The 20,708-nt window shown below is 64.7% G+C and carries 16 protein-coding genes; 12 read left to right on the top strand and 4 right to left on the bottom strand.

Annotated features, from left to right (window positions below; genetic code table 11):
* Positions 1 to 179: 179 nt before the first annotated feature.
* Positions 180 to 2,348: a polyribonucleotide nucleotidyltransferase gene (gene pnp / locus BOO71_RS15485; protein WP_075833956.1), complete on the bottom strand. Its 2,169-nt coding sequence runs from the start codon at positions 2,346 to 2,348 to the stop codon at positions 180 to 182.
* A gap of 491 nt (positions 2,349 to 2,839) precedes the next feature.
* Here pnp and BOO71_RS15480 point away from each other — a divergent pair, with 491 nt between their 5' ends.
* From BOO71_RS15480 to BOO71_RS15465, 4 genes are all read left to right on the top strand, one after another.
* Positions 2,840 to 3,544, top strand: coding sequence for a TetR/AcrR family transcriptional regulator (locus BOO71_RS15480; RefSeq protein ID WP_075833954.1), 705 nt, complete (start codon positions 2,840 to 2,842; stop codon positions 3,542 to 3,544).
* 272 nt (positions 3,545 to 3,816) lie between these two features.
* Positions 3,817 to 5,502 carry a bifunctional metallophosphatase/5'-nucleotidase gene (locus BOO71_RS15475; RefSeq protein ID WP_075833952.1) on the top strand — a complete coding sequence of 562 codons (1,686 nt, stop codon included), beginning with the start codon at positions 3,817 to 3,819 and terminating at the stop codon, positions 5,500 to 5,502.
* A gap of 166 nt (positions 5,503 to 5,668) precedes the next feature.
* Positions 5,669 to 7,291 (top strand): 4-alpha-glucanotransferase, encoded by a 1,623-nt coding sequence (malQ, locus tag BOO71_RS15470; protein WP_075833950.1) that lies wholly within the window; start codon positions 5,669 to 5,671, stop codon positions 7,289 to 7,291.
* 136 nt (positions 7,292 to 7,427) lie between these two features.
* Complete coding sequence (locus BOO71_RS15465) at positions 7,428 to 8,000, top strand: cob(I)yrinic acid a,c-diamide adenosyltransferase (RefSeq protein ID WP_075833948.1); 573 nt, start codon at positions 7,428 to 7,430, stop codon at positions 7,998 to 8,000.
* Between the two features lie 9 nt (positions 8,001 to 8,009).
* Here BOO71_RS15465 and BOO71_RS15460 read toward each other — a convergent pair whose 3' ends face one another.
* Positions 8,010 to 9,503 (bottom strand): PLP-dependent aminotransferase family protein, encoded by a 1,494-nt coding sequence (locus tag BOO71_RS15460; RefSeq protein WP_075833947.1) that lies wholly within the window; start codon positions 9,501 to 9,503, stop codon positions 8,010 to 8,012.
* A gap of 17 nt (positions 9,504 to 9,520) precedes the next feature.
* Here BOO71_RS15460 and BOO71_RS15455 point away from each other — a divergent pair, with 17 nt between their 5' ends.
* The 4 genes from BOO71_RS15455 (at position 9,521) to BOO71_RS15440 (ending at position 14,254) form a co-directional block, all read left to right on the top strand.
* Positions 9,521 to 10,177 (top strand): pyridoxamine 5'-phosphate oxidase family protein, encoded by a 657-nt coding sequence (locus BOO71_RS15455; protein ID WP_075833945.1) that lies wholly within the window; start codon positions 9,521 to 9,523, stop codon positions 10,175 to 10,177.
* On the top strand, positions 10,174 to 11,052 hold the full coding sequence (locus BOO71_RS15450; RefSeq protein ID WP_075833943.1) for a DMT family transporter: 879 nt from the start codon (positions 10,174 to 10,176) through the stop codon (positions 11,050 to 11,052). The genes BOO71_RS15455 and BOO71_RS15450 overlap by 4 nt, the downstream gene beginning before the upstream one ends.
* Positions 11,053 to 11,137: 85 nt before the next feature.
* Positions 11,138 to 12,400: an acetylornithine/succinylornithine family transaminase gene (locus tag BOO71_RS15445; protein ID WP_075833941.1), complete on the top strand. Its 1,263-nt coding sequence runs from the start codon at positions 11,138 to 11,140 to the stop codon at positions 12,398 to 12,400.
* Positions 12,401 to 12,559: 159 nt separating this feature from the next.
* Positions 12,560 to 14,254, top strand: a complete 1,695-nt coding sequence (locus tag BOO71_RS15440; protein ID WP_075833958.1) for a VanW family protein — start codon at positions 12,560 to 12,562, stop codon at positions 14,252 to 14,254.
* A 63-nt stretch (positions 14,255 to 14,317) separates the two neighbouring features.
* On the opposite strand, the gene BOO71_RS15435 is transcribed toward BOO71_RS15440, so the two are convergent.
* Positions 14,318 to 14,686, bottom strand: a complete 369-nt coding sequence (locus BOO71_RS15435; RefSeq protein ID WP_075833939.1) for a hypothetical protein — start codon at positions 14,684 to 14,686, stop codon at positions 14,318 to 14,320.
* A gap of 145 nt (positions 14,687 to 14,831) precedes the next feature.
* Here BOO71_RS15435 and BOO71_RS15430 point away from each other — a divergent pair, with 145 nt between their 5' ends.
* From BOO71_RS15430 to BOO71_RS15420, 3 genes are all read left to right on the top strand, one after another.
* Complete coding sequence (locus BOO71_RS15430; protein ID WP_075833938.1) at positions 14,832 to 15,599, top strand: sulfite exporter TauE/SafE family protein; 768 nt, start codon at positions 14,832 to 14,834, stop codon at positions 15,597 to 15,599.
* Positions 15,600 to 15,732: 133 nt separating this feature from the next.
* On the top strand, positions 15,733 to 15,999 hold the full coding sequence (locus BOO71_RS15425; RefSeq protein ID WP_075833935.1) for a hypothetical protein: 267 nt from the start codon (positions 15,733 to 15,735) through the stop codon (positions 15,997 to 15,999).
* A 151-nt stretch (positions 16,000 to 16,150) separates the two neighbouring features.
* Positions 16,151 to 17,233 (top strand): hypothetical protein, encoded by a 1,083-nt coding sequence (locus BOO71_RS15420; protein ID WP_075833933.1) that lies wholly within the window; start codon positions 16,151 to 16,153, stop codon positions 17,231 to 17,233.
* A gap of 4 nt (positions 17,234 to 17,237) precedes the next feature.
* Here the strand turns inward: BOO71_RS15420 and BOO71_RS15415 are convergent, their stop codons facing one another.
* Positions 17,238 to 17,885 (bottom strand): hypothetical protein, encoded by a 648-nt coding sequence (locus BOO71_RS15415; RefSeq protein WP_075833931.1) that lies wholly within the window; start codon positions 17,883 to 17,885, stop codon positions 17,238 to 17,240.
* A 440-nt stretch (positions 17,886 to 18,325) separates the two neighbouring features.
* Here BOO71_RS15415 and BOO71_RS15410 point away from each other — a divergent pair, with 440 nt between their 5' ends.
* The gene (locus BOO71_RS15410) at positions 18,326 to 20,671 is read left to right on the top strand and encodes a 3-hydroxyacyl-CoA dehydrogenase/enoyl-CoA hydratase family protein (RefSeq protein ID WP_075833929.1); all 2,346 of its coding nucleotides are present in this window, start codon (positions 18,326 to 18,328) and stop codon (positions 20,669 to 20,671) included.
* Positions 20,672 to 20,708 lie beyond the last annotated feature (37 nt).

The following is a 20,708-nucleotide window of genomic DNA, read 5'->3' as shown; positions in this document are numbered from 1 at the left end:
TGGCTCGAGCCGCTTAAACTGGGCTTGGGTCAGGTCCGATGAGTAAGGCTTGCGTTTCACACCTCAAGCTTGCCACCGGATCGGACCCTTTATAAACACGCTCTAAGGGTCAAACCAGAGAAGCTGAATGCTCCGGTTCGACCCTTAGACCCTTTGACTCTTAGACGGCGCAGCCCCCCTCAGTCCCGGCGCGGAGGCCGTCCCCCACGGTCCCCACCACCGGAACGCGGCGGACGCGCCTCACGCGGCGCGATCTTGCCTTCCAGCTCGGGGCGGATCAGGTCGATCTTGCCCCGGTCATCCACGGCCACGATCTTCACGCGCAGCTTGTCGCCCACGTTCATCACATCTTCCACAGCGTTGACGCGCTCCTCGGACATCTGCGAGATGTGCAGCATGCCGTCCTGGCCGGGATACAGGTTAATAAAGGCCCCGAACGGCGTGGTCTTGACCACCGTGCCGTCGAATTCCTCGCCCGCTCTGGCCTCGCGGGTGATGCTCATGATGCGGTCGCGCACGGCCTCGGCACTGGCACTCTCGGCGCTGAACACGCGCACGGTGCCGTCTTCCTCCACCGTGATCTGCGCGCCCATCGCCTCCAGCTCGCGGATCTGCTTGCCGCCCGGCCCGATGACCTTGCCGATCAGCTCGGGGTTGATCTTCAGGGAAATGATGCGTGGCGCGGTGGGCGACAGTTCCGGGCGTGGCGCGGCCAGCACCTCGGCCATCTTGCCCAGAATGTGCAGGCGTCCGTCGCGGGCCTGCGCCAGTGCCTCACGCATGATCTGCGGGGTGATGCCGCCCACCTTGATGTCCATTTGCAGGGCGGTCACGCCTTCAGCCGTACCGCAGACCTTGAAATCCATATCGCCCAGTGCGTCTTCCAGGCCCAGGATGTCGGTCAGGACGCGGTACTTGTCGCCCTCCATCACCAGACCCATCGCCACCCCGGCCACCGGAGCCTTGATCGGCACGCCTGCGTCCATCAGCGCCAGCACTCCAGCGCACACGGTTGCCATCGACGACGAACCGTTGGATTCCAGCACCTCGCCCACGATGCGGATCACATACGGGAATTCTTCAAAGCTGGGCAGCACGGCGCGGATGGCCCGTTTGGCGAGGTTGCCGTGGCCGATCTCGCGGCGCGACTGCCCGCCCATGCGCTTGACCTCGCCCGTGCTGTACGGCGGGAAGTTGTAGTGCAGCATGAACTTGTCGTTCTTCTCGGCGCTCAGGTCGTCCACCAGAATCTCGTCGCGCTCGGTGCCCAGCGTCGCCACGCCCAGCACCTGCGTCTCGCCGCGCGTGAAGATGGCGCTGCCGTGCGCGCGGGGCAGGGGGCGAGCCTCGATCCAGATGGGGCGAACGGTCCTGGAATCGCGGCCATCGGCGCGCATATCGTCTTCCAGAATCAGGCGGCGCAGTTCCTTCTTTTCCACCTTGTTGAAGGCGTTCTTGAGGGCGGTGATGCGTTCCTTCGCGCCGTCGGCATCGGGATCGGGTTCGTACCCGGCAATGATCTCGTCGCGCAGCGCCTTGGTGCGGGCGCTGCGGTCTTTCTTCTTGACCGTCAGCAGCGCGTCTTTCAGGCCGCCCGCCTTGGCCTTCTCGGTGAGTTCCGGCACCAGATCGGTGGTCAGATCGGTTTCTTCCAGGAAGTTGAATTTCTCCTGGCCCATTTCCTCGCGCATGGTCTCGATCAGCGAAATGACGCCCTGCATCTCGGCGTGGGCAAATTCAATGGCCCCCACCAGATCGTCCTCGGAGGCGTTGTGCGCCCCAGCTTCCACCATCATCACGGCGTCCTTCGTTCCGGCCACCACCAGATCCATGGGGCTGTTCTTCAGTTGATCGGCAGTCGGGTTGATGACGTACTGGCCGTCGATCTGGCCCACGCGCACGCAGGCGGTCGGTCCTGCCCACGGGATGTCGCTCAGGCTCAGGGCTGCCGACGCGCCCACTGGCCCCAGCACGTCGGGTGCGTTCTGGCCGTCGGCGCTGATCACCGTGATGATCACCTGGGTTTCGTGGCGGTAGGTCTTGGGAAACAATGGGCGAATCTGGCGATCCGTGATGCGCGCGCCCAGGATGGCTTTCTCGCCGGGGCGGCCCTCGCGGCGGTGGAACGATCCGGGAATCTTGCCCACGGCGTAGTGGCGTTCCTCGAATTCCACGGTCAGCGGCAGGAAATCCAGCGTGCTTTTGTCGTCGCGGGCCTGGGCGGTGACCAGCAACATGGTGTCGCCGTAGCGCAGGGTGACGCTGCCGCTGACCAGCTTGGCCAGTTTGCCGGTCTCGATGCTCAGCTCGCGCCCGCCGAGCATGGTGGTGTAGGTTTTTCCAATCATGAGCGGCAGTCTATCCCGCACGGTCCCCGGTGAAGAGGGTCCTGCCCCGCCGTGGGGTCCCGCCAACTCTTCATGGATTGCGGCGGCTGTCGGCTCTGGCCTATGTGGAAGGCAAGGCACCGTCTTGCGTGGGCCGCAGAACATCAAGAACACGCGCTGCTGTTTTATGCGGTCTGGAGTTCGATGCTGCGCGCCTGACCCGTCTGGTGCGGTTTTTTCTCCTTTTGGAGCCTGCTGGTGGTCTGGAACGTCGATTGTCCAGAGACGCATGTTTGGCCAAAGGTGGCATGGGGCGCGTGTGACTTGGTCTATCTCCAACACCGTTCAATCGGAATCCGTATCAGCCCAGGTTTTCTCCCGCACAGTCGGTGGCTGCCCGTCGTCCGGCATTGGGCAAATCTCCTGAGTTCCTTGAGTGGACCCCCTCATTAAGGCTGCGAGTGAAGCACTTAACAGCGGTTGAGTGGGGCTTGAGTCTATGTTCAGCCCCCATGACCACTCATCCACCTCGTCCCATGCGTGCGCGCAGTCTGGCGGAAAAGCAGCAGCGCCGGGCCGATATCCTGTGCGCCGCCGAAGATCTCTGGACCACCACCCCCTACGCTGACCTGAGCATGAACCAGGTGGCCAGCGCCGCCCAGCTTGCCAAAGGCACCCTGTATCTGTATTTCGACACCAAGGAAGAACTGTTCCTGGCGCTGGTGGACGGCCATCTGGCCGCCTGGATCGCCCGCGCCGCCGCGATCCTGGAAGAACGTGGCCCCCGCACGCCATCGCAACTGGCCGACGTGCTGCTGGAGGCCGGGCAGGATTCCCAGTCGGTGCGCCGCCTGCTGGTGCTGCTGGGAACGGTGCTGGAACGCCGGGTCCGCCCGGAACTGCTTCAGGAGTTTTATCAGAACCTGAACGCGCATCTGGAACGTCTGCTGGCGCTGATGCCGCTGGAGCGCGAGGTGTCTGTGCGCGTGCTGCGCCACCTGTACGCCCTGGCCATCGGCTGGCAGCACCTGTCCGAGCAGCCCCAGCCGATTCAGCCTCAAACCCGGTCCCAGCCCCGGCCCGGCGGCGCGCAGATCGACCCGGTGCAGGGCCTGAACTGCGTGCTGAACATCGGAGAACATGATGCCGAGGAAGAATTCGGGCTGGCGGTGCGGGCCGTGATCGACCGCGTGACCCGCGTAGCCGCGCCTGCCTGAGCTGGTGGGCGGCTTTCACGCTACCAGCCCTGCGCTCCTCTCCCAACCGGGAGGGGAGTTTTTTCTGGCCTTCGCCCTGGCTTGCGGCGGAGCGTCATGAAGGCTCTTTCTGTCCCGTAAATTCGGGAAACTGGCAGGCCAAATGCGGCACTGTTCTGTCCGCCGCAGAAGTCCAGCATCAGTGGACATGTCCTGTTCCAGGGCTGGTGCTGGTCTGCTAGTTTTCGCGGTCCTGATCCGCAGCGGATGAGAGGCGCTTATGATGGACCCCCATGAAAAGAAATCTCTTTCTGATCGGCGCAGCCCTGACGCTGTCCTCGTGCAGCATGATGTCCAAACCCGCAGAGCCGGTAACGGTGACGGTGGTGGGCCTCAACGACTTCCACGGCAACCTGGAAGCCACCAACTTCTCGGGTGTCATGATTCCCGATCCCAAGGACCCCACCAAGCAGGTGCGCCTGCAAGCGGGCGGGATCGAGGCCATCGGCGGCTACCTGGACCAGGAGCGGGCCAAGAACCCCAACCTGATCTTCGTGGGGGCCGGGGACGTGATCGGGGCCTCGCCCATCACCAGCAGCCTGCTGCGTGACGAACCCAGCACCATCGCCATGACCAAGCTGGGCATGAAGTTCAGCTCGCTGGGCAACCACGAGTTCGATCAGGGTCTCAAGGAACTGATGCGGATGCAGAACGGCGGCTGCGACAGCAACGACACGGCCAAAGCCTGCAAGTTCGAGAACCCCTACCCTGGCGCGGGCTTCAAGTGGCTGGGCGCGAACGTGGTGGACAAGACCACGCAGAAGCCCGTGTTCGAGCCATACGCCGTGCAGGAAATCGGCGGCGCAAAGATCGGCTTTATCGGCGCGGTGCTTCAGGGAACCCCCAGCATCGTCAGCCCCGACGGCATCAAGACGCTGGACTTTCTGGACGAGGCCAGCAGCATCAACAAGTACGTTCCCGAATTGAAGAAGATGAACGTGGACGCCATCGTGGTGCTGATCCACCAGGGCGGCGTGGCCAAGGACGGCTTCTCGGAGCCAGCCTGCGGCACCCTGACCGGCCCCATCGTGGACATCGTGAACAAGCTGGACCCGTCCATCAGAGCGGTGGTCAGCGGGCACACCCACCAGGGGTACAACTGTCTGGTGGGAGGCCGCGTGGTTATCCAGGGCGACTATTACGGCCACCTGCTGCAACGCCTGGACCTGACCGTGGACAAGGCCAACCATAAGCTGCTGTCGATCAGCGCGGCCAACGTGGTGATGGACACCCGCACGCTGCCCAAGGACCCGGCCATGACCGCCATCCTGACCCGCGCCAAAACGCTGACCGACGCCGTGAAGGGCACCCCGGTGGGCACCCTGGCCGTCGCCAGCATCAGCCGGACCAACAACGCGGCGGGCGAGAGCGCACTGGGCGATGTGATCGCCGACTCGCAACTGGCCGCCACTGCCGACAAGGGGGCCGTGATCGCTTTCATGAATCCCGGCGGCATCCGTGCGGACCTGACCGCCAGTGCGGCGGGCAACACCGCCACCTTCGGCGACCTGTTCACCGTGCAGCCTTTCGGCAATACGCTGGTGGTCATGGACCTGACCGGCGCGCAGCTCAAGACCCTGCTGGAGCAGCAGTTCGACAACCCCGAAGCGGGCAGCAGCCGCATCTTGCAGGTCAGCAAGGGCTTTGCCTACAGCTACGACTCCACCGCCGCCAAGGGCAGCCGGGTAGACGCGGCCAGCATCAAGCTGGGCGGCGAAACCATCGATCCTGCCAAGACCTACCGCGTGACCATGAACTCGTTCCTGGCGGGCGGCGGCGATAACTTCGTGGCCTTCAAGGACGGCACCAACGTGCTGCAACTGCCCAATCTGGTGGATGTGGACACTGCCGTGTCTTATGTCAAGGCCAACGCTGGTCTGGCGGCTGGCGCGCAGGACCGGATCACCAAGACGAAGTAAGGCTGATGATTGGCCGCTTCTGACCCATCCTGGAATCAGAGGAAGGACGGTCTCATCTTCTGTAAATCCGTGAAAAGCTCGCCCCCACCTCCTTGCTAGGGTGGGGGCGAGCTTCTGTGCCGCTGGTCTTGACCGTCCCTTTGGAGCCTGATCCCGTGGCCGGCCTGTGTACTATCCTCGGCGATACCGGACCATTCACGTTGGAATCACTTCCAAACGCTCTCACCCTCGCAGGAGGTTTTCTGACATGACCCCATCCACACCGACTCAGTCCCATTTCACCCTGTCCCGTTCCAGCGGCGTTCTGCTGCACCCCACCAGCCTGCCCGGCCCCTACGGCATCGGTGAGCTGGGCTTCTATGCGCGCAATTTCATCGACTGGCTCGCGGACGCCGGGCAGAAATACTGGCAGGTCATGCCGCTGGGGCCAACAGGTTACGGTGACAGCCCCTATCAGGCGTTCAGCGCCTTTGCGGGCAATCCGTACCTGATTGATCTGGCCACCCTGCGCCACGAGGGCCTGCTGCACGAGACCGACTTCGCCGCCACGCCCGTTTTTGCCCCGGCCAGGGTGGATTTTGGCCTGCAATACATCTGGCGCAACCAGATGCTGGAGCGCGCCTACATCTCGTTCGTGGGCGGGTCTGCCGAACATCTGACCCCCGATTTCGAGGCATTCAAGGCCGAGGAAGCGGCGTGGCTGGACGATTATGCGCTGTTCACGGCCCTGAAAGCCGCGCACGGCGGACTGCCCTGGAACGCCTGGCAACCTGCCGTGCGGGACCGCCAGCCGGAAGCGCTGGAACTGGCACAGAGCGACCTGAACGTGACCATCGAGCGCACCAAGTTCATCCAGTTTCTGTTCTTCCGCCAGTGGAACGCCATCCGCGCCTACGCCCGCGAGCGGGGCATCGAGGTCATCGGTGACATTCCCATCTTCGTGGCGATGGACAGCAGCGACGCCTGGGCCAACCGCGATCAGTTCTATTTCGACGAGCAGGGCCAGCCCAGCGTGGTGGCCGGGGTTCCGCCGGATTACTTCAGTGAAACCGGGCAACTCTGGGGCAACCCGCTGTACGACTGGAAGGCCATGCAGAAAGACAATTTCGCGTGGTGGGTCGAGCGCTTTAAGGGCAGCCTCAAACTGTTTGACCTGATCCGCATCGATCATTTCCGGGGCTTTGCGGCGTCCTGGGAAATTCCCTTTCCCGCCGACACCGCCATGCATGGGCGCTGGGTGCCTGCGCTGGGCCACGAGATGTTCCAGGCCGTGCGCGACGCGCTGGGCGTGCTGCCCATCATCGCCGAGGATCTGGGTGTGATTACCCCCGACGTGGAAAAGCTGCGCGACGACTTCGAGTTTCCGGGCATGGCGGTGTTGCAATTCGCCTTCGGCGGAGGTGACTTCGCGGTCAACGACTTCCTGCCCCACAACCTGCGCGAGAATCAGGTGGTCTACACCGGCACCCACGACAACGACACCACGCGCGGTTGGTGGGTCCACGCCGAGGAGCAGGAGAAGCACAACTTCCGCGTCTACACGTCCTCGGACCCCAGTGAGGCTAGTTTCGTGCCGCAGATGATGCGTCTGGCCTTCGAGAGCCGCGCCAATCTGGCCGTGGTTCCCTTGCAGGACGTGTTTAACCTGGGCACCGACGACCGCATGAACCTGCCCGGCACCACCGGGGACCACAACTGGACCTGGCGGTACCACGCGGGCGATCTGCGCCCCGACATGGCGTCCAGCCTGCGGGCGCTGACCGAGGAGACCGGGCGACAGGGCAACTGAGCGACTGGGGAAGAAGTGGGGGAGGGGGCGGCTTTCCTCTTCAACAACAAAATCAAACTTCCCGAAGACCTCTCTCCCAGGGGTCTTTTTTGTTATTCCCACACCCCACGGCCCATAACCCACTACCCTGTTCCCCATGAAGCTCTACACCAAGACAGGCGACGGCGGCACCACTGGCCTTTACGGCGCGGACCGCGTGAGCAAGACCCACCCACGCGTGGAGGCCTACGGCACCGTGGACGAGCTGAACAGCGCCATCGGTCTGGCCCGCGCCCACAACACCCGCAGCCACAAGCCCGACGCCACGCTGGACGCCGATCTGGAATACCTGCAAAACGCGCTGTTCGATCTGGGCGCGGACCTCGCCACCCGCCCCGGCACCATCTATGAGAAGAAGATCAGCCGGATCGACGCCGAGGACGCCGCTTTTCTGGAGGCCATGATCGACCGCTACCAGGAGGCTGCGCCACCGTTCACGGGCTTTGTCCATCCTGGCGGCACGCCTGCCGCCGCCACGCTGCACATTGCCCGCACGGTGGCCCGCCGCGCCGAACGCGAGGTGATCCGCCTGCTGGAAGTGGAAGAGGCGAATAAGGAAGTGCAGATTTACCTGAACCGTCTGTCGGATCTGCTGTTCGTGATGGCGCGCGCGGCCAATCAGGCGGCAGGCATCGAGGAACACGCCTGGCTGGTCAAGGGCCGGCGCTAGGCTTTCGGCCTACTTTCTTCCAGAAATGACCCGCGCGATCTCCCGCGCCCCCGTCTCCGCCCCATGTATGGTCAGTCCGCCGTAACCGAGCAGCAGGGCGTTCGGCACCTCGCCTGCGAAGGTGTAGGTGTCCAGCGTGGAGACGTGAACGCCACGTTTTGAGAGTTCGGTGGCCACCTTCCGTGCGTCCAGCGGCGGCGACAGGAACAGGCAGACATGCAGCCCGGCCTCGATGCCGCCCAGCGTGGCGTGGGGGGCCAGCGGTTCCAGAATCCGGGTCAGGACGGCCCGCACTCCCGCGTGCCAGCGGCGCGTGCGGCGGATGTGGCGGTCCACCTCGCCCGTTTTTAGCAGATGCAGCAGCGCGTGCTGGACAGGCAGCGGGTGGCCGGAATCCAGCAGCGTGCGGGCGCGGATCAGCGTGGGCATCAGCGCGGGCGGGCCGATCAGAAATCCTGTGCGTAATCCTGGCGTCAGCACCTTGGACAGCGTGCCGAGGTAAAGAACCCGGCTGCCCTGCGGGTCCAGACTCGCCAGTGTGGGCAGGGGCGGCGCACCGTACCTGAATTCTCCGTCGTAGTCGTCTTCCACGATCAGGGCGTCGTGTTTTGCGGCCCACTCCAGCAGGGCCAGTCGGCGCGGCACGCTCATGCGCCCGCCCAGGGGAAAGCTGTGGCTGGGCGTCACGTAGGCCAGTCGGGCAGGCGGCGTATCAGATGTGATCACTGGTCCGTCTGCATCCTGTTCCAACGAGATCAGGGTGTGTCCGGCGTCCACAATCGCCTGACGTGCGGCGCGGTAGCCAACAGCCTCAAACAGGATACTGGAACGGGGCGGGAGCAGCCGCAGAATCAGATTCAGGGCCTGCAAGGAACCCGCCGTGATCAGCACGCGCCCGGCCCCTGTCCCCAGCCCACGCGAACGCCCTACGAAGGCCGCCAGGGCCGCGCGCAACTCCGGTTCGCCCGCTGGGTCGCCGTAATCGCCCGCCACCTCGGCCCGCGCCGCCGCCGCCCACGCCTGCCGCCACGCCCGGATGTCCAGCGTGGCTGTGGTTGCCACCCCGGCCCGGAAATGAATGCCCCCGGCCTGCACCGGGCCGTCTACCGGGGCCGGGACCGGGGCCACGAACCAGTCGGGTGCGCCGCCGCCGCCTGCCCGTGACTGTACCTGTGTCTGCGCCGCGCCTGCCGAGACACGGGTGCCGCGCCCCACCGTGGCCTCCAGCGTGCCGTCGGCCACCAGTTCGGCGTAGGCGTCGGCCACCACGCCGCGCGTGACGCCCAGTTCGGCGGCCAGCGTGCGAGAGCCGGGCAACTGCAACCCCGCTGGCAACGCGCCGGACAGCGCCGCCGCCCGCAGTTGCTCGGCCAGTTGGGCGTGCAGAGGCTGCTCCATGCCGCGTTTCAGGTTCAGCGCAATGGGCAGTTCGCTCGTGAGGGGACTGCCCGAAAGTGGACTGCCTTTTCCGGTCTGAAGTGGAGCTTCGCGGGGGGCCACCATCTCGCTAGTGTACGGCCATGAGCGACTTCTACGATCCCTGGAAGCGTGACCCGTCCATCAGCCGCCGCCCGCAGAATCGCCGCGACGACGCCTGGATTCGGGACCTGCTGGCCCGCGTGGGCATCGGACGTGTGGCCACCGTGTGGCAGTCGGAGGACGGGCAGCCCTTCCCGTTCATCACCACGCTGGCCTTCGCCTACCGTCCCGAAACGCACGACATCGTGTACCACACCAACATCACCGGACGGCTGTGGGCCAACGTGGGCCAGAGTCAACGCCTGGGCCACCCGGCCACCTTTGAGGCCACCGAGATCGGTTGTCTGTTGCCCAGCAACAATCCGCTGGAACTGAGCGTGCAGTACCGCAGCGCCGTGGCCTTCGGCAGCGCCCGCCTCCTGACAGACCGGGAGGAAGCCCGCGCGGCGTTGACCGTCCTCTCTGAACGCCTGTTTCCCGATCTGCGGATTGGACAGCAGACGCGCCCGATTCTGGACGCCGATCTGGCGCGTACGAGCGTCTATTCGCTGGCGGTGGAACGCTGGAGCGGCAAGGAAAACTGGCAGCCTATGACCGATCAGACCGAAGACTGGCCCGCGCTGACGCCCGAACTGGCCCGTCTGCGTCCCGCCATTCCCGGCCCCGCCGTCCCTGATCCCGCTAGAGTCAGGCCGTGACCCGTCAGGACGCCCTGCAACTGTTCTTGCTCTCCGCCGTGTGGGGCATCTCGTTCCTGCTGATTAAGTGGAGCGGCGAGGTCTTTCCACCGCTGTGGGTGGCCCTGCTTCGCTGTGTGTCTGGCGCGGCGGTGCTGTGGCTGGCGCTGCGGCTGGGACGCCATTCGCTGCCGCCCGCCAGCCTGTGGAGACCGCTATTGCTGGTGGCCTTTTTCAACAATGTGGTGCCGTGGACCTTTTTTGCCTGGGGCGAACAGAGTGTGTCCAGCAACATCGCTGCGATCCTGAACGCCACCACGCCGCTGTTCACGTTGCTGATCAGCCTGAGCGTGCGCGAGATCGCCCCCACCAGCCGCGTGATCCTGGGCGTGCTGCTCGGTCTGGGCGGCGTCGGCCTGACCGTGGTGGGAGGACTCAGCGGCGGCCACGCCTCCGTGCTGGGTGTGAGCGTGCTGACGGCGGCAGGGCTGGGCTACGCGCTGGCCACCGTCGTCGCCAAACGCACGCTGGGCGGCCAGAATCCGGTGGGGCTGGCCACCACCCAACTGTCGCTGGCGGGCCTATTGCTCCTGCCCGCCGCGCTCATTGGCCCCGCGCCCTCGGCCCTGACCTCGCAGGCCGTGCTGTCTCTGCTGTTTCTGGGCGTGTTCGGCAGCGGTTTTGCCTACCTGCTCTATTACGGCCTGCTGGCGCGCGTGTCCAGCACGCAGGTCACCGCCGTCACGTACCTGCTGCCCGTCTGGGGTTTGTTCTGGGGCGTGGTGGCAGGGGAGCGGGTGGGAATCCTGTCGGTGGTCGGCGTGGGCGTGATCCTGGCCGGGCTGGCGCTGCTGAATCTGCGGCCCAGACGCCCCCGCCAGCCTGCTCCGGTCTGATCGCCCCCCACCCAGTCCAGTCGGCTGGACACCTTACCGACTTTCCCATGCACGACGCCTACACTGAAGGCAAACGGAGGAATCTATGACTGCAACCCCTGAAAGCAAGACCCACAGCAAGTGGCTGGACGCCGAACTCAAGTACGACAGTGGTGTGTACAACAAGCATGAAGTCGTGATGGTGCGCGGCCTGGGTGCCACCGTCTGGGACGAGAACGGGCGCTCCTACATTGACTGCGTGGCCGGGTACGGCGTCGCCAACATCGGCCACAGCCACCCGGATGTCGTCAAGGCCATTCAGGAGCAGGCGGGCAAGCTGATGATCATGCCCCAGAGCGTGCCCAACGACAAACGCGCCGAATTCTTGCAGGAACTGGTGGGCATCCTGCCAGCGGGCCTGGACCGCGTGTTCCTGTGCAACTCCGGCACCGAGGCGATGGAGGCGGCCAAGAAATTCGCCATCACCGGCACCGGGCGGCAGCGTTTCGTGAGCATGAAACGCGGCTTTTCGGGCCGCAGCCTGGGCGCGCTGGCCCTGACCTGGGAACCCAAGTACCGCGAACCCTTCGGCGACGCCGTGGACAGCAAGAACGTGGATTTCGTGACTTACGGCAACGTGGAGGAACTGCGCGCCGCTGTGACCGATCAGACGGCAGCCGTGATCCTGGAACCCGTGCAGGGCGAGGGCGGCGTGCGCCCCGGCACGATGGAATTCATGCAGGAAGCCCGCCGGATTACCAAGGAGAAGGGCGCGCTCCTGATCATGGATGAGATTCAGACCGGCTTTTGCCGCACTGGCAAGATGTTCGCCACCGAACACTTCGGCGTGACCCCCGACGGCATGACGCTGGCCAAGGCGATGGCCGGGGGCGTGCCCATCGGCGCGTTCGTAATGACTGGCGCAGTCGCTGACCGCATGCCCGGCGGCGGCCACGGCACCACCTTCGGCGGCAACCCCCTGAGCATGGCTGCCGGACTGGCTGCCATCCGCGCCATGAAACGTGAGGGCATGGCCGAGCAGGCCCGCGAGAAGGGCGCGTACTTCATGGACCGCCTGCGCGCCATCGACTCGGCCAAGATCCGCGAGGTGCGCGGCATGGGCCTGATGATCGGCGTGGAGCTCAAGGAAAAGAGTGCGCCCTACATCACTGCCCTGGAACACGACGAGGGCGTGATGGCGTTGCAGGCCACGCCGCTGGTGGTGCGTTTCCTGCCGCCGATCACGATTACCAGAGAGCAGATCGATCAGGTGGTGGACGCCTTCGAGCGCGTGCTGAACGGGGTCAACCCCCGCGCCGAGCGTCAGGCACAACTGGCCGCGCAGGCAGAGGAAAAACAGAGCGAGTAATCCCTCTGTCCACTGGGGCTGGAGGCGGGTCTGCGGACTGGCCCCCAGCCTTTTTTGATGTCCACCAGAGTCGAACAGCGCCGGTCACGACGGGCAGAAACGCGGCAGAGTGTGGAAATCCCTCAAATCACGCTGGTGAACTTCCTTACACTGTCTGGTGTGAAGTTCTGGTTGGTGGGTATTCCGATGGTGGCGCTCCTGGGTGGGGCGCTGGCCATGGGCGTTGCGGCAAGTTCCGATGAAAAACTCGCGCCGGGCCTGAGCGTGGCCGGGGTGGATGTGGGCGGATTGACCCCGCAGCAGGCCATTGCCGCCATCGGTGAGCGCGCCGCCGCTGCCCCGCAGGTGACGGTGACGGCGGGGCAGCAGACCTGGACCCTGGGGGCCGATCAGCTCGGCTGGCACGCTGACGCCGCAACCAGCGTGGCCGCCGCCGAGAAGGTCAGCGCCGCCCGCACCCTGGTAGAGCGGGTCAAGGGCATGGTCGGTCAGGAGCAGCCGCAGAACTTTCCGCTGATTGCTGCTGTTGATCCTGCCGTGGCCAAAGCCGCCCTGTCCAGCCTGACTGCCAACCTGAACACCCAGCCGAAGAACGCTGCCGTGGCCTTCAACAAGACAACCCTTAAGTACGCCGTGACAGCTAAAGACGCGCCGGGGCGCCAGTACGACGCGGCCACCGCTGCCCGCACCTACGCGGCCACGCCCACCGCCACCAGCGTCCAGATTCCGGTGAAAGAGTGGAAGGCGCAGTACACCGCCGAGGCCCTCCAGAACTACGCCGATCAGGGCAATGCGCTGATGCGGCCCTTCGGTGCGACGCTGGCCGGGACCACCCGCAAGGGCGTGCTGACGCCGCTGCAAGTCGCCAACCTGTACTGGGTCAGGCCGCAGGGCATTGTGGCGGACGAGCCGGCCATGAAACGCGCCTTCAAGCTGTTGACCGGATTCATCGATCAGCCCGCGCAGGACGCCCGTTTCGCCTTCAAGGGCGACAAACTGGTCAAGGTGCCCGAACAGGCTGGGCGCGTGACCCAGAATGCCGCCTACACGGCTTTCCGGGCCACCGTGCTGGACCCGTCCACCTCCAGCATGATGTTCGTCTCCAAGCCCGTGGCCCCTGCGCTGACCGCCGCGCAACTGCCCGACGCCAGCAAGCTGAGCCTGATTCATACGGGCGTCAGCACCTACTACCACAGCAGCCGCGAGCGCCGCACCAATGTTGCCAACGCCGCCGCCAAGATTAACGGCGCGGTGGTTCCGGCGGGCGGCACCTTCAGCTTTCTGGCCAATCTGGGGGGCATCACGGAAGGGAACGGCTTTGTGGGTGGCCTGATCATCGCGGATGGACGCACAGTGGACGGTCTGGGCGGCGGCGTGTGCCAGGTCAGCACCACGGTGTTCCGCGCGATGTACGGCGCGGGCCTGCCCGTCAAGGAACGCAACCAGCACAGCTACCGCGTGGGCTACTACGAGCCGCAGGTGGGCTTTGAAGCCGCTGTCTACGATCCGGGCCTGGACCTCAAGTTCGGCAATGACACGGGCGGCCCACTGCTGATCAAGACCATCAACAACGACGCCGCCAGCCGACTGGAAGTGCAGGTCTGGGGCATCAAACAGGCGCGCACCGTGACGGTCAGTCCCGCCGTGATCCTGTCTCGCACGGCGCACCCCGCCCCCAAATACGTGGTCAATCCCAGCCTGCGCCCCGGCACCAGCAAGCAGGTGGACTGGGCGGCGGACGGCTACAACCTCTACATCACCCGCACCATCAAGGATGCAAGCGGCGTGCGGACCGATAAGACCAGCACGGTCTACAAGCCCTGGCAGGCCGTGTACGAGGTGGGGCCGAGCTGAGCTGGAAACAATGAGCGTGGGCCGGAGAGAAACCTCTGGCCCACGCTTACTTTTGAAGACGGTTTATTTGACGGGTTTGCGGACGGCGGCCATGATCAGCGAGAAGGCGGCGATCACGACGAGGTAGCTGAGCAGTGAGGCGGCGGGGCTGAAATTGGGACTCAGCACGTCCAGCGAGAACTTGTAGATGGCAAAAGGGACGGCCCAGCCCATGGCGAAGTAGGCGGCCCGGCGCAGAAAGTCGCGCGCGACGGCGGCCTGCGGAAAGTAGAACATCGGCACCAGCATGGCTGGAATCAGCAGCAGTTGCACCAGATAAAACCAGATGGGCAGGTTGGCAAAGCCGTATTCCACGCCACCGAAGACGATGTTCAGCGCGCCGATGATCAGACCCGTGATCAGGGCGGTGCGCGGGAGAAAAGTAGGGTTCACATCCTCTATGCTGCCACAGCAGGCGGGAGTCAACTGTCCGCCGGGGGTTCAACCCAACCAGTGACAGCGGCGCGGCGGCCTTCAGGACGGACAGACAGGACTCCTGGCCCTCCCGCCGTGTTAGCCTCTGGGCCGTGATGCAACCTTGATTTCCGCGTTGACGCTGGCCATGATCGGTGTGGGGCTGCTGGCTGGGGTGCTGGGCGCGATCCTGGGCCTGGGGGGCGGCGTGGTGGTGGTGCCCGCGCTGGAATTCGTGTTGCCGCGCTTCGGGCATGCTGTGACCATCGGGCAGGCCGTGGCGATCAGCCAGATCGGGGTGCTGGCGGTGGGCCTTTCGGGGGCCGCCGCGTACCTGCAACGCGGTCTGGTGCGCGCCCGTACCGGCTACCTGCTCTCGCCGTACACCATTGCAGGCGGCGCGGTGGGCAGTTTCCTGGGCCTGGTGCTGCCCGCGCGGGCGGTGGCCACCGTGTTCGCTTTGCTGCTGCTGTACTCCTCTTACAACCTGCTGCGCGGATTGAAGCGGGTAGAGGCCGAACGTGAACCCAGCCGACTGGTGACCCCCGCCATGACCTTCGCCGGGATCATGAGCGGCCTGCTGGGCATCGGCGGCGGCACCGTGCAGGTCCCGGTCCTGAACCTGATGGCCGGAGTCCCGATCCGCGAGGCGATTGCCACCAGCACCTTTATCATGGGTCTGACTGCCGTGGGCAACGCGCTGGTGTATCAGGCTGGGGGGCTGCTGGACCTGCGGCTGGCCGGCGGAGTGGCGCTGGGCGTGCTGATCGGCGCGCGGGCCGGGGCCGGGTTACAGAGCCGCATTCCCGCTGACCGCTTGAAGCTGGTCTTCAGCCTGCTGCTGATCTTTACCGCCATTCAGTTGTTGTGGAAGTACTGGGGGAGCGCGTGATACGGATTCCGTCTATTTCGTTGACAAACTGGGAAAGCGCCAGTTCGCCAACTCCACGCCCGGAACCCGTTCTTCTCATTCTCGCTCTGCTCGGATATTCATCGTTTTTGCAAACGATTCAATCGGAGTCCGAATGACCGACAAATCTGCCGAAATTGCGGGCCTGCCGTCCTGGCTGTATCCCGCCGGATTCTGGGTGGGCGTGGTGGTGCTGGCGGTGGGCGTGCTGTTCCCTGGGCTGGCCGCCGTGGGTGTGGCCTGGATCGGCGCGGTGCCGGTGCTGGCGGCGCTGTGGGTGGCCGTGACTGCCTGGAACCGGGACCGCCGCCTGAGCGTGGCTGCGTTGCTGGCCCTGGCGGGACTGGTGGCGGTCTTCTTCGTCAAGCAATTGATCAACTGAGACCAGCTCCGATGAAATCTTTTGCAAAAGCGGGTTGATTCGAGAACGGGTTAATCCGAGCGGACGCGAGCAGGAGAGAGACGGGTTCCAGGCGTGGCGTGCAGGAATCGGCGCTGGCCCGCCACGCTGCCGTTCCCGCTACCCTGAGCGGATGCGCCTGCTGCTGCCTCTTGTCCTGCTGGCCTCGCTGGCTGCTGCCCAGACGGCTTTTGCCCAGACCACGCCCGAAGCGCTGGCCGGGGCACTGCAAACTGCCGCGCGGGCCGGGGACGCTTCCGGCTATCAGAGACTGCTGCACGCAGAGGGAACGTTCGCGGTGGAAGGCCCCAATTTTGCCGCCGATCTGGGACGTATGCCGCAGCCCGCCGCCACCTACCTCTTTTCTGGGATCAGACTGGACGGCCCACGGGCCAGCGCCCGCCTGAGCCTGAGCTGGGTGCGCGTGCCGGGGCAGGTCTCGCGGGTGTCGCTGCCCGTCACGCTGTTCAGGGAAGGCGAGGTCTGGCGTTATGGCGGTGAGACCTGGCAAAGTCTGCCTGCCGGGAAATATTCGCTGCTGGCGCTGGACCTGCCGGGTCTTCCAGAGCGGGCCGCCGCCACCGCGCCGTTGCTGGTGCGTGCTGCCGCCAGGGTGCGCGAGACGCTTGGGCTGAGGGTGCCAGACGCCGCCACCGTCAAGGTCTACCCCGACATGGCAACCCTCAGCGCCAGCGTCGGCCTGTCCCTGCAACCCGTTGGCGGCTGGAACGAGCCGGGCGAGGCGATCAAGCTGGTGTTGCCTGGCGGCGCGAATCCTGATCAGGAACTTCTGCGCGTGCTGTCCCATGAATTCACGCACCTGAGCGTGTCGGGGGCGGCAGGCCAGGGGCGAAACAACCGTATTCCCTGGTGGCTTCACGAGGGACTGGCCGATTTCGTCTCAAGGGCGTACTGGACGCCAGGGGCCTCTGAAAGCCGCCGTCAGCGCGTGGCCGGATATGCGGGGGGCGACTGGGTGCCGCTCTCCGAACTGGCCGATTTCAACGCCGTTCCCGAAAGCCAGTGGAAGTACGTCTATGCCCAGGGCCTGGGTCTTGTGGAATTCCTGGCAGAAACCTGCGGTAAAGACGCCCCGATGCGTCTGGCACTGGCTTTCGCAGAGACTGGCGAGGCGGACGGAGCAGCACAGGCGCTGGGCTTTGCCTCTTTCTCAGACCTGGAAACGAAGACGAGGACGTGGCTGGCGGCCCGGTAGACCGCTATTTCTTGCAGGTCAGGTCCACCCGGAACGACGGGTCTTTGACCGAGTAGCTCAGGCCCGTATTTGCCACGCCCGCCGGGTCAACAGGCACCACCAGTTTCACGGGTTTGCCTCCCACGCCCCCGGCGTCGAAGTCCAGTGTGGGAGTAAAGCCCTCGCCGGGAAGAAAGCCCTTGTCGCGCAGGTCCACCACGCTGCTGTTCACGGGAATCACCTTTCCGCTTTCCAGTTGCAGGTTGTAGCCCAGGACGCCCGTGCCGCTGGTGCTGTAACCGCCCGTGGCGCTGCCGAATTTCATTTCTACCTTCAGTCGCCATAGCGGCCCGCTCTGCACCACCGACAGCACCTTGAAGCGCCACACGCCGTTGAACAGTTGCTGATTCAGGCAGCCCTCGACGGCCCCAACTTCATTTGCGCCGCCGACGGGAGCCAGACTGACCACATTGCCCCTGACGCTCACGCCGATGCCTGCATTTTTAAGGGCCTCGGCGCTGACATAGGTTTTGCCGCCCTGCATGATGGCGTCGCCGAAAACGGTCTTGCCGTTCCACTGGACGGTGTAGGGGCCAGCCGCCAGTGCCACGGCGGCCAGGGCAAGCGGGGCGGCCAGCAAAAGGGCGGGGCGGAACCGTTCGAATCCTTTCATAATGAACCCCCAGTCAACGACGATCAGTGGTCAACCCAGCATGCAGGAGGGGCCGTGATCAGACAATGATCGGGCCGTCCGGGTGGCCCTGATACGGATTCCGTTTGTTTCGTGCAGGAATCGGAACAGCGCCGATTCCTGCACTCCACGCCCGGAACCCGTTTTTCTCCTGCTCGCTCCGCTCGGATTACGGGTGTTTTCAATACCCTTTAATCGGAGTCCGTATGAGTTGTCGATGGCCTGGAGTGTGCGGGCCGCACTGCGGATGCTGATGCCATTGGGAGAAGAACGTGCAGGAGGTCTGAACTGAGCCAGGTAAAGGTTTCGTCTCACTTCTCCGGTGGACAATGGACTCTGCATTGCACTAAACTTTGAACCGAGTCTAAATTTATTCGCGTGTATTTGCCGTCTCTCCCAGACCACTCTTTCCAGGAGGCTCCATGAAGATTCAGAAAGCTGCCGTGATCGGCGCAGGCGTGATGGGCGCTGCCATCGCCGCGCAACTCGCCAACGCGGGCATTCCCGTGATGCTCCTCGACATCGTGCTGCCCGATAACCCGGATCGCAATTTCCTGGCGAAGCAGGGGATTCAGCGGGCGCTCAAGGCCCGGCCCGCTGCGTTCATGGACAAGTCGCGCGCCGCATTGATTACCCCCGGCAACCTCGAAGATGACCTGCCCAAAATTAAAGATGCCGACTGGGTGCTGGAAGCCATCATCGAGAAGCTGGACGCCAAGCGCAGCCTGTGGGAGCGCGTGGAAAAGGTGGCGAAGAAAACGGCCATTATCTCCAGCAACTCCAGCGGCATCCCGATGCACCTTCAGATCGAGGGCCGGGGCGAGGACTTCCAGCGCCGTTTCGTGGGCGCGCACTTCTTCAACCCCCCGCGCTACCTGCATCTGCTAGAAGTGATTCCCACCGCCAAGACCGATCCCCAAATCGTGGAAACCTTCAGCGAATTCGCCGAAACCACGCTGGGCAAGGGCGTGGTCATCGCCAACGACGTGCCGGGCTTCGTCGCCAACCGCATCGGCGTTTACGGCATCATCCGCGCGATGAAGCACATGCAGGAGGCCGGGCTGACCCCCGCGCAGGTGGACCAGTTGACCGGACCCGTGCTGGGCCGTGCCAACTCCGCCACCTTCCGCACGGCTGACTTGTCGGGGCTGGACATCATTTACCACGTCGCCAACGACATCGGCAAGGTCACGCCGGACGACGAGGATTTCAGCCTGACCGATTCCTTCCGCACGCTGGTGGAAGACAAGAAGATGCTGGGGGACAAGACTGGCAGCGGCTTTTACAAGAAGACCAAGGACGAGAAGGGCAAGACCAAGATTCTGAACCTCAACCTCGACACGATGGAATACGAGGACCAGGGCCGCGTGAAGGTGGCCGCTGTGGAGGCCGTCAAGGGCAAGCCGCTGGCCGAGCGCGTGAAGACGCTGTACACCGCCGAAGGCAAGGAAGGCGATTTCCTGCGCGGCGTGATGAATGACGGCTTCTGGTACGCCGCCAAGATGGCCGGGAACGTGTCCAACCGCCTTCAGGACATTGACAACGCGCTGAAATGGGGCTTCGGCTGGGAGCAGGGGCCGTTTGAGACGATGGATACCCTGGGCGTGCAGACCGTCATTTCCAATCTGGAAGCCGAGGGCCGCACGCTGCCGCCCCTCCTCCAGTCCATGAAGGACAGCGGGCGCGAGAAGTTCTATGACGTCGACGAAACGGTGACGCCCGAAGGCCAGCCGACCAAATACGAAGCGCCGTATTTCATCCTGACCGATCTCAAGAAAGACGCTTCCAAGGTGGTCAAGAAGCGCGGCGGGGCCAGTGTGGTGGACCTGGGCGACGGCGTGTTGCTGGTGGAATGGCACGCCAAGATGAACGCGCTGGGCGAGGATCAACTGCGCGCCGTGCAGGACGGCCACAAACTGGTGCAGGAGATGGGGTACGCCGGGCTGGTGCTGGGCAACCAGGGCGAGAACTTCAGCGCCGGGGCCAACCTGCCCCTCGTGCTGTCTCAGGCGCAGGCCGACGAGTGGGACGAGCTGGACGACTCGATCAAGCAGTTCCAGCAGGTCACGACTTCGCTGCGCTTCTCCCCGCACCCCACCGTGGCGGCCCCCTTCGGTCTGGCGCTGGGCGGCGGTGCGGAATTCACGCTGCACGCCGATCATGTGGTTGCCAGCGCTGAACTGTATATGGGTCTGGTGGAAGTGGGCGTGGGCCTGATCCCCGGTGGCGGCGGCACCAAGGAAATGCTGCTGCGATTCACCGATCAGTTGCACCCCGGCCAGCAGATCGGCGCAACCATGCTGCCCGCCGTGCAGCGTGCCTTTGAGCTGATCGGCACCGCCAAGACCTCAACCAGCGCCCTGGAGGCCCGCAACCTGGGCTTCCTGCGCGACACCGACACCATCGCCATGAACAAAAATCACATCATCATGGAAGCCAAGCGGCAGGTGCTGGCGCTGGCCCCCGGCTACGTGCAGCCCACGCCGCGCCAGGACATCCCCGTGATGGGCGACGCCGCCATTGCCGCCCTCAAGAGCGCGCTGTACGGCATGCACCAGGGCGGCTTTATCACCGATTACGATCTGGTGGTCAGCAACGAACTGGGCAAGGTGCTGAGCGGCGGTACGGGCAACAACCGCACGGCGAAGGTCAGCGAGCAGCACCTGCTGGACCTGGAACGTGAATCCTTCCTGACGCTGCTGGGCAAGAAGGGAACGCAGCAGCGGATTGACCACATGCTGAAGACCGGGAAGCCGCTGCGGAACTAAGATTTTTAGCTCCTCCCTCCTTGCGGGGGAGGCTGGG

Source organism: Deinococcus marmoris (assembly GCF_001949125.1).
In the GTDB taxonomy this organism is placed as follows: domain Bacteria; phylum Deinococcota; class Deinococci; order Deinococcales; family Deinococcaceae; genus Deinococcus; species Deinococcus marmoris_A.
The sequence above is the reverse complement of the archived record's forward strand: the minus strand, read 5'-3'. Positions and strand labels throughout refer to the sequence as shown.